The sequence below is a fragment of the Pseudomonas sp. NPDC089530 genome, from assembly GCF_050280705.1.
In the GTDB taxonomy this organism is placed as follows: domain Bacteria; phylum Pseudomonadota; class Gammaproteobacteria; order Pseudomonadales; family Pseudomonadaceae; genus Aquipseudomonas.
The window spans coordinates 106,703-113,911 of the sequence record NZ_JBNNVU010000005.1; the positions used below are offsets into that span (position 1 = coordinate 106,703).

3 protein-coding genes are annotated in these 7,209 nt (G+C 67.7%); all 3 read left to right on the top strand.

Going from position 1 to position 7,209, the window contains the following annotated elements:
• Window positions 1–32 precede the first annotated feature (32 nt).
• The 3 genes from sctU (at window position 33) to ACQKQA_RS03485 (ending at window position 6,943) form a co-directional block, all read left to right on the top strand.
• Window positions 33–1,124 (top strand): type III secretion system export apparatus subunit SctU, encoded by a 1,092-nt coding sequence (gene sctU / locus ACQKQA_RS03475; protein WP_427553567.1) that lies wholly within the window; start codon window positions 33–35, stop codon window positions 1,122–1,124.
• A gap of 115 nt (window positions 1,125–1,239) precedes the next feature.
• Entirely contained in the window at window positions 1,240–6,225 is a 4,986-nt protein-coding gene (locus tag ACQKQA_RS03480) for an AvrE-family type 3 secretion system effector (RefSeq protein ID WP_427553570.1), read from the top strand.
• 94 nt (window positions 6,226–6,319) lie between these two features.
• Window positions 6,320–6,943 (top strand): aspartyl/asparaginyl beta-hydroxylase domain-containing protein, encoded by a 624-nt coding sequence (locus tag ACQKQA_RS03485; protein ID WP_427553572.1) that lies wholly within the window; start codon window positions 6,320–6,322, stop codon window positions 6,941–6,943.
• Window positions 6,944–7,209: the final 266 nt, after the last annotated feature.

Genomic DNA, 7,209 nt, shown 5'->3' on the forward strand with positions numbered 1-7,209 from the left:
CCCCCTCCACCGGCTCCCACAGAGACCCGTCCGTGAGCGAAAAAACCGAACAACCGACGCAGAAAAAACTCGCCGACGCGCGCAAGAAAGGTCAGGTCGGGCAAAGCCAGGACGTGCCCAAGCTGCTGATCTTCGCCGCGCTGCTGGAGCTGATCCTGGGCCTGGCCGGCGGCGGCATCGGCAAGCTCGAGGCCCTGATGCTGCTGCCGTTGCAGCAGCTGGGCCGGCCCTTCGGCGCGGCGGTCGGCGAGGTGCTGACCAAGGCCGGCTGGGACCTGCTGCTGTTCATGCTGCCGGTGCTGGGCATCGCCGTGGCCATGCGCCTGGCCGGCGGCTGGGTGCAGTTCGGCCTGCTGTTCGCCCCCGAGGCCCTGAAGCTGGATGTCGAGCGGCTCAACCCGTTGAACCAGTTCAAGCAGATGTTCTCCTCGCGCCAGCTGTTCAACCTGCTCAACAGCCTGTGCAAAGCCGTGCTGATCGGCGTGGTGCTGTACCTGGTACTGCCGCCGGCCCTGGGCGACCTGATCGGCCTGGCCGACACCGACCTGGATACCTATTGGCAGGCCATGATCGCCCTCTTCAGCCGGCTCTCGCGCACCTGCCTGGGGGTGCTGCTGGTGCTGGCGGTGGCCGACTTCGCCCTGCAGAAGTACTTCTTCATCAAGGGCCAGCGCATGAGCCACGAGGACGTGCGCAAGGAGTACAAGCAGATGGAGGGCGACCCGCACATGAAGTCCCACCGCAAGTCCCTGGCCCGCGAACTGGTGCAGCAACAGGCCAGTGCCGCCCCGGCCCCGGCGCCGGTGGAGGAAGCCGACCTGCTGCTGGTCAACCCGACCCACTACGCGGTGGCGCTGTTCTACCGGCCGCAGCAGACGCCGCTGCCACGGATCCTGTGCAAGGCCCACGATGCCCAGGCCCGGGAGCTGATCGAGCGCGCCCGCCGCGGCGGCGTGCCGGTGATCCGTTTCGTCTGGCTGGCGCGCACCCTGTACCGCAGCGACGTGGGCCAGTTCATCCCCCGGGAGACCCTGCAGGCGGTGGCCCAGGTCTATCGCCTGCTGCGCGAACTGGACGAGCACGCCCGCGAGGAGCTGATCGAGATGCCCGGCACGCCTTACTGAACTCCTGCTGGAACCAAGCGCCGACGGCTGCCACTCAGGGCAAAGGAATCACTCCTGAACGCCCAAGGCGAGCCTAACGACCTCGCCCTGTCAGTCCATGACATGGAGAACCAGCATGCAGTCATCGATTCAACAGGTCGCCACCGGCCAGGCCGGCCCGGTCGCGCAGACCGGGCACAATCCCCAGGGCCTGGAACAGCGCCAGGAACAGCCGACCCAGGGCAGCTCCCACTCGTTGGGCAACTTCGGTCAGCGGGTGGCGGGCAGTGTCGGCCAACTGACCCAGGACCCGCGCACCCCGCCGCGCCAGCAGGCCCTTAGCGCCAATACCGCCCCCACCGACAATCGGGTGCCCGGCGGCACCGACGAAATCGAAGAGATCCACTCTGAGTCTGCCGCGACCGCGACTGCCGCCAACCACAACGAACCGCGCCTGAGCCGCAGTAATGCCGGGCGCTTCGACGGCCGCAACGAGCGCATCCAGCGCCAGGCCGTCCCCGATACCCCGGCGCCGAGCATCCAGCTGGACGCCAAGGGCGCCGCCGATTTCCAGGGGTTCAAGCCGGCGGCCGTGGGCGACCTGCTGCACAACGCCCTGGGCCGCGCCGGTCAGAGCTACCAGGCGCAGCACAGCGCCCTGGGTGGCCAGGACCACCTGCTGCTGGACCGGCAAGGCCATCTGCTGCACCTGAAACAGACACCCTCGTCCCTGGTGGTGCTGCGCAGCAGCCAGCCCCTGGACACCGCGACCGGCGCGGCGCCGAGCCTGGAGCATCAAGGCAACAGCGTGCGGGTCGACCAGGGCGGGCAGAAAAGCCAACCCCTGGAAACCATCGGCCGCGCCCACCTGGGCCACCTCACCGGGATCCATCAGGACCGCGACGGCCAGCCCCTGCGCCTGCATGAACAGCAGCTCTACGAGTTCGACCACGCCAGCGCCGCCTGGCGCCTGCCCGAGGACACCGGGCATCTGCAGTTCAGCCATCTGGCGAGCCAGGGCAACGGCAAGCTCTACGGCCAGACCGGCGATGCCCTGGTGGACCTCAGCAGCCAGGAGGTGGCCCATATCGAAGTGCCCGGGCTCAAGGCGTTTTCCGTCAGCGCCGACAACCACGCCGCAACCCTCAGCGGCGACCAGTGCCAGACCCTGCACCTGATCGACCTCAATCAGGAGCCGGCGCAACCCGGCGCGTCCAAGACCCTGGAACTCAACGGCGGCCTGGCCGAACCCAAGAGCATCGGCTTGAGCCGCGAGCGGCTGTTCGTCAGCGACACCGAGGGCCGGCTGTACAGCGTGCGGCGCGACGCGTTGAACGACGATTCGCCGACCCTGCAGCTGATGCCCGACGAGCGCCTGCAGCCAGCGGGGGAGCGCCTGGGGGGCACGCGCCAGGCCAGCGGTTTCCTGCCCGGCGACAACGGCGCCTTGCAGGTACTGCTCAGCGACAAGTCCGGGCAGACCCATTCCCACCCCCTGGACGAACAACAACCGCACCTGCAGAACGGCTGGAACCTCAGCGATGCCCTGGTGCTGGACAACAAGCGCGGCCTGCCCGGCAGCACGCCGCCGACCCCGGCGGCGACCTTCGACCTCGACCGCCTGGGCCGCATCGGCCTCAGCGACCAGCGGGTGCAGAGCTGGGACTCCACCAGCCAGGACTGGAAGGACACCGGCATCAAGGACATCACGCAACTGCAACGGGGCATCGACAGCAAGGCCTATGCGCTGCAGGACGGCACCTTGCACAAACTCGAGGTCAGCCCGCGCTACAACTCGGTGACGGTCGGTTCCAGCCACACCCTTAACCAGCCGCCGCGCACCACCCAGGCCAGCCTCGGCGAGCCGCTGCCCGGGCTCGAAGACCGGGCGATCACCGCCTTCGCCATGCTCAACGACAAGCAGTTCGTGGCCCTGGACAGCGACGACCGCTTCACCGCCCACCACCCCAACGGCGAACCGAGCAACCTTAGCCGCCTCGACCTGGAAGGCTCGGTGGCGTCCCTGGCCCTGGACGAGCATCACAACCTGCATGCCCTGACCACCGAGGGCAAACTCTTCACCCTGGCCAAGGACGACTGGCAGGCCACGGAGGCGCGTCCCGACGCCCGCTGGAAAGCCGTGCCGCTGCCGTCCGGCCGGCCCCTGGAAAGCATCCGCACCGGCGACGACAACAGCCTCAGCGTGACCCTCAGGGGCAGCCAGGATCAGGCACAACTGCAGCTCAAGGGCCAGACCTGGCAACCCCTCACCCCGCGGCCGGCCGACCACAACGCCCTGAGCGACTTGTTCGCCCGTCTGCGCGGCGGGGAAAAGACCGCGCGCCTTCCCGGCACCGGCCTGACCGCCCGTTTCAACGCCAACCTGCTGGGCCGCGGCGCCATGGAAAACAGCAACCAGGCCAGCACCAGCGAGTTCGTCCGCGCCAATATCTTCAAGCCGACCCTGGAAACCCCTCGGGTGCTGAAGAACATCGGCAATCATATCCAGCATCACCATCACGGCCGCGAGGGCTTGCGGCCGCTGTACCAGTCGGAGGGCAACCTGTTCAAGCGCCTGGAGCTGCATCAGGACCAGCCGCCCGCGGCCCCCGGCCAGGACCTGAAAGCGCGCATCGGCCGGCTCGACCTCGGGGCCCAGGGCGCCGAACTGATCAAGGAGCTGGAAGCGTTTCGCAACGAGCTGGAGGACAACAGCCTGCGCGCCACCCACCACCTGGGCCAACAGTACGGCAAGTCGAAAGTGCTGCAGCAGAAAGAGGGCCTGCTGAATATCCACGGCGAGCTGTCGGCGCCGTCCCAGCGCAGCCAACTGAGCATGAAGCTCAACAACCTGGCGGAAAAACTCAACCTGTCCAGCTCCGGCCACGACCTGATCAAGGAACTGCAAGGGGCCCTGGCCCACATCGCACCCTCGGCGGACAACCGCACCAGCGCCCTGCTCCAGACCCTGAGCGACAACGGCATGCGGCTGTCCCACCAGAAGGCCGACATCCCCCTGGGGCAACGCCGCGACGTCAGCGACGACCTGGGCCTGGGCAAGGCGCGGCTGGCCCTCGACGTGGTGACCCTCAAGGAGCTGGGTACGCTGCTGGGCCAGAGCGAAATGCTCAACCCCGGCGCCGACAACAGCCGCCAGCTGGAACAGTTGAAAAAACAACTGGTGCAGATCCGCGACAAGGACTACGGCGAGCATCCGGTGAAGCAGGTCACCGACATGGGTTTTATCGACCATGCCAACCTGGAAGCCTCCTACGACGGCATCAAGACCTTCCTCAAGGGCTTCAAGAAGGAAGACCACGCCATCAGCGTCAACCTGCGCGCAGCCACCGGCAGCACGACCCAGGCCGAGCTGGCGGACAAGCTCAAGGCCTCCCTCAAGCAACTGGAACACCCCGACGACGAGATCGCCCTGCAACGCAGCTACGGCGCCAACCTGAGCACGCCATTCGTGTCCCTGGCCAACCAGGGCCTGGGCCCCTGGCCCAGCGGCTCGCTGGGGGGCGGACGCAACTACAACCTCAACGCCGAACGAGGCGACAAGGGCGTGAACGTCTACCTGCAACGCGAAGGCTTGGGCACCATCAGCGGCGGCGTGGGCGGCGGCAAGGACTACTGGCCGGGCTTTTTCAAGAGCGAGGAAGTCGACAAGTTCACCAAGGTCGATATCGGCAACGATCGCCTGCTCACCCCAGCCCTGCGCCTGGGGGTGGATGCCACCGGCACTGCGACCACCACCCGGCGTGACGGCGTGGTATTCACCGTGCCCGACGAGGGCATCGACCAGTTCGTCGACCACCTGTTCAGCGGCGACCTCAACCCCCTGGAACTGATGAAAAAAGGCCTCGACCACGAAACCCAGAAAGGCCTGCGCTTCAACTTCGACCTCAATGCCAGCGGCACCGCGGAGCTGCGCGTCGGCCTGGGCCTGACCGACAAGGACAGCTCGCCGCTGTCGGCGGCGGCGCGCGTTGGCGTCGGCGGCACGGTCAATGTCAACCTGCTGAACTACAGCAACTACTCCCTGGAGCATCACAGCAACAAGGGCCAGTTGCAGGAAAGCAGCCAGAACCGCCCGCGGGTGCTCAACAACTTCGGCGGTTCGGCGTTCGCCCGGGCCCAGATCGCCGGCAACCACACCTCGCCATCGAGCGCCGCGACGCCGCCGTCCCAGGGGCTGGTGGCGCCGCTGGGTGGCACCGCCGGGGTCACGGTGGACAACAAGACCACCAAGCGCATCAAGTTCACCTTCAAGGAAGCCGAAGCGCTGACCAGCGCCAACCTGAGCAAGCTCGGCACCAGCCTGGGCAACGCCTTCAAGGACCCGGCGTCGCAACGGGAGCTGACCCGACTGGCCGACACCGAGCAACCGGAATACGCAGGCCTGGGGGCCAAGGAACAACTGCAGCGGCACCTGCAGGGCCTGGAGCAGCACTTCGCCGGCAAACCGGCGGAGAACGACGAGCAGTACGCCGCCCTGCGCGCCCTGACACGCGCCGGGGTGCAGCAGCAGGCCGCCGAGGCCAAGCACAGCATGCTCGACGGCGGGCGTTTCGAAAGCTCCTACACCAACCTGTCGCGCCTGAATGAGCAAGGGGCGGTGTCCAAGGTCATGGGCCTGGTCAGCCCCCTGCACTCGCCGAGCAACGCCGAGCGGGTGTCGGCGCTGCTCGAAAAGGACCCGACCCTCAAGGCCCTGGTCAAGGACATGCAGGACACCCCCGGCACCCTGGCCCGGGTGCGCCTGGAGCTCAAGGACCACGTGCAGGACCGCATCGACGAAGGCAGCCGCCAGGGCAACCTGTCGCAGAAGGAACTGGCGGCCCTGTTGACCGACCGCGACAACATGCGGATCAAGGCCATCACCGTGTTCCAGAGCGTCAACCAGCCCGAGAGCTTCACCTCGCCGACGCCCGTGGTCAGCTACAGCAGCAGTGCCTCGCTCAACGTCAACAAGACCCTGGGCAAGATCAACTTCAGCTATGGCCAGGACCAGGACACGCCCAAGAGCTACTTCCTCGACGGCGAGCTGTCACGGCCGAGCCCGTCGCTGAAGGCGGCGGTCGGCGCCCTGAAGCAGGACGGCCTGGAACTCAAGAGCTGAGGCCCCACTCGCCGTGGCCCTGGCGCCACGGTGTCTCTTTGCGCAACCGGCCTCGCCCTGACGGGCGGGGCCTTCGACCTTTCAAGGAGGCTGTATGCGTCCTGCGTTTTATCCCCTCGACACCTTCCCGGCCCTGGCCGAACTGGCGCGCCACTGGCCGCTGATGCAACAGGAACTGCTGGCGCTGCAGGCACCGCTGCTGGACATCGACCGCACCGACAAACCGCACCAGGCGGTGCACGCCGAAGTCAGCGCGCACCTGCGACAGGGCGGCAGTTATGGCTGGCTCAAGGGCTGGGGCGAAGCCGGCGGCAACCGCGACTGGGTGCAGTATCCGCTGCTGTTCCAGGACCGGCCCCTGGCGCCGGCCCTGGCCGCCCTGCCCCGGACCCTGGCCCTGCTCGGCGCCATCCCCGGGCTCAAGGTCGCCGCCCTGGCACGCCTGGAGCCCCATGCCTGGCTCAGTACCCATCGCCACCCGGAAGTGCACGACGAGGGCCTGCTGCAGATGCACCTGACCCTCAGCGCCGCCTCCGAGCGCAACTATGCCTACCTCAACGTCGCCGGCGAATTCCACCAGCATCGCAGCGGCACGGCGACCATCTTCGACGGCTCCCTGGACCACTTCGTGGTCAACGCCAGCGACGAGGCGCGCACCATCCTCTACCTGGAGTTCGAGCGGGTCAGGCTGAGCGCGGCGGCGAACCAGTCGACCTGACCCACCGCGTTGCCCGCACCAGCGGCCGCTGCGCGCCCGATCGCAGCCTCGCAGGCTCGGCAGCGGCTACACAGGCGCTGCGATCCTGTAGCCGCTGGCGCAGCCTGCGATCGGCTGCGCAGCAGACGCAAACCTGTATCCGAGATTGATCTGGCACACCGCGTCGCTTGGACCAGCGGCCGCCGCGCGCCCGATCGCAGCCTCGCAGGCTCGGCAGCGGCTACACAGGCGCTGCGATCCTGTAGCCGCTGGCGCAGCCCGCGATC